Origin of the sequence: Sphingomonas sp. (assembly GCF_040398505.1) — a bacterium.
Lineage (GTDB): Bacteria > Pseudomonadota > Alphaproteobacteria > Sphingomonadales > Sphingomonadaceae > Sphingomonas.
Window position 1 is genome coordinate 3,704 of record NZ_JBBATX010000111.1, and the last position, 2,094, is coordinate 5,797.

The 2,094-nt window shown below is 68.1% G+C and carries 3 protein-coding genes; 1 reads left to right on the forward strand and 2 read right to left on the reverse strand.

Annotated features, from left to right (window positions below):
- Positions 1-620, reverse strand: a 620-nt coding sequence (locus ABWP09_RS12135; protein WP_353205389.1) for an RluA family pseudouridine synthase, incomplete at its 3' end; no start/stop codon positions are given.
- A gap of 47 nt (positions 621-667) precedes the next feature.
- On the opposite strand from ABWP09_RS12135, the gene ABWP09_RS12140 reads away from it, so the two are divergent.
- Entirely contained in the window at positions 668-1,501 is an 834-nt protein-coding gene (locus ABWP09_RS12140; protein WP_353205390.1) for a M15 family metallopeptidase, read from the forward strand.
- On the opposite strand, the gene wrbA is transcribed toward ABWP09_RS12140, so the two are convergent.
- Positions 1,491-2,093: an NAD(P)H:quinone oxidoreductase gene (gene wrbA / locus ABWP09_RS12145; protein ID WP_353205391.1), complete on the reverse strand. Its 603-nt coding sequence runs from the start codon at positions 2,091-2,093 to the stop codon at positions 1,491-1,493. The two genes, ABWP09_RS12140 and wrbA, sit on opposite strands and share 11 nt — an antisense overlap.
- Position 2,094: the final 1 nt, after the last annotated feature.

The window sequence follows — 2,094 nt, forward strand, 5'->3', positions numbered from 1 at the left end:
CGCGCCGGCAGCGGAGCCTTCGCCACGATCGGCTCCTTGCCCTCGCGCGGGATCGTCAATTCGGCGGCGTGGAGCAGCGATTCCTTGCCGCGGGTCCCATAGACCGGATCGCCGACCACCGGCGCGCCAAGCGCTTCGGCGGCATGGACGCGAATCTGGTGCGTCCGCCCGGTTTCGGGAATGAACTCGACGAAGCTGCGTCCGTCCTTCACTTCGATCACGCGCCACGCGGTGCGCGACGGCTTGCCTTTCGGATCGCCGACCATCCGCCAGCCGGTTTCCTCGGTGCTGACCTTGGCCAGCGCCAGATCGATCAACCCGCTTTCGCCTTCAACCACGCCCTCGAGCACGGCGAGATAGCGTTTGCACACCAGCCCCTGTTCGAATGCCTGGTGCAGCTTGGCATGTGCCTTGGGATTGCGCGACAGCAGCAGACAGCCCGACGTATCGCGGTCGAGCCGGTGCACCGGCACCGGCCAGCGCTTGAACCCAAAGGTCAGCCCATCGAGATGGTTTTCGAGGCTGATCGAGCCGTCGCGGGGACGGTCGACCGGGAGCCCGGCGGGCTTGTCGATGACGAGCGCTTCGCCGTCGAGAAAAAGAACATGATTTGCCAACATATACGACCCTTGCCACCACAAGCGCCGACATGCCAGAGCCGTGACCTGTGGCGACGAGACGGAAATGGGCGATTGCGGTCGCGTCGGGCTGGCTTGCCTTGCTGTTTGCGGTGTCGCCAATCCCCGCAGCGGCAGCGGCGGGCGATTTGCCGCCGCCGATGCCCGACGGGCGCATGTTCGGCCATTTGCCCTATGCCGAGGCGGCGCGGAGCGACCTGCTTGCAGCACCGCCGGGCTTTTCGATCGGCTTGCCCTGCCTCATCCACCGCGACGCCGCGCCCGATCTCACGCGGATGCTCGCCGCCGCCGCCGCAACGCCGGGGGTCGGCCGCGCGCTTGAAGGCGTCTCGTGTTTCCGCAAAATCGCGCATCAGCGCGCGGTGTTCTGCCGCAATTATACCCCCGGCATTTGCCCGGAACCGGTGCCGCGCGCGCGCTTTGTCGGGCCGCCCGGCTATAGCGAGCATGCGACGGGCTATGCGATCGACTTTGGCGTACGGCCTGCGCCGGGATGTCCCGATGTCGACGCCTGCATGGCCGCAACCCCGGCCGGGCGCTGGCTGCTCACGCACGCGCCGGATTATGGGTTCGAACTGTCTTTCCCCGCCGGCAATGCGCAGGGCGTGACGTGGGAGCCGTGGCATTGGCGCTGGGTCGGCACGAGCGTGAACGCGCTCGGCGCGGCGCGCGCCCGGCTGACCTTTTCGCGTGCGCGCGCCAGCTATCCCGGCAGCCCAAGGGTGGCCGACATGTCCGACGCGTGGCTGGCGCGACCAGCCGTCGTGCCGACCGTGCTGCCGCCGCCGATTCGCCCCCTGACGGTGCTACCGCCGCCGATCCTCGGCCCGGCAGCACCGCGCGTGCCCGAGGTCAGGCACTGAGTTTCGCCGCCGTCTCGGCGATGCGCTTGCCCTGATAACGCGCACCGGCCAAGTCGATCGCGCTCGGCTGGCGGCTGCCATCGCCGCCTGCCACCGTGGTCGCACCATAAGGCGCGCCGCCGAGCACTTCATCGACGCCCATCTGCGCCTGATGCCCGTAATCGAGCCCGACGATCGTCAGGCCGAAGTGCAGCAAATTGGTGATGACCGAGAACAGCGTCGTTTCCTGCCCGCCATGCTGCGTGGCGGTCGAGGTGAAGGCCCCGCCGACCTTGCCGTGCAGCGCGCCCGACATCCACACGCCACCGGCGGTATCCCAGAAGCTCGCCATCTGGCTCGCCATCCGGCCGAAGCGTGTCGGCGTACCGACGATGATCGCGTCGTAATTGGCCAGCACGTGCGGCCCCTCGATCAGCGGATGCGCGGTGTCGGTCTTGAAATGTGCGCCCTCGACCACCGCTTGCGGCGCGGTTTCGGGCACGCGGCGGATGTCGACCTCGGCCCCGGCCGAGCGTGCGCCCTCGGCGACGGCGTCGGCCATTTGCTCGATATGGCCGTAGGAGGAGTAATAAAGGACGAGGACTTTGGTCATT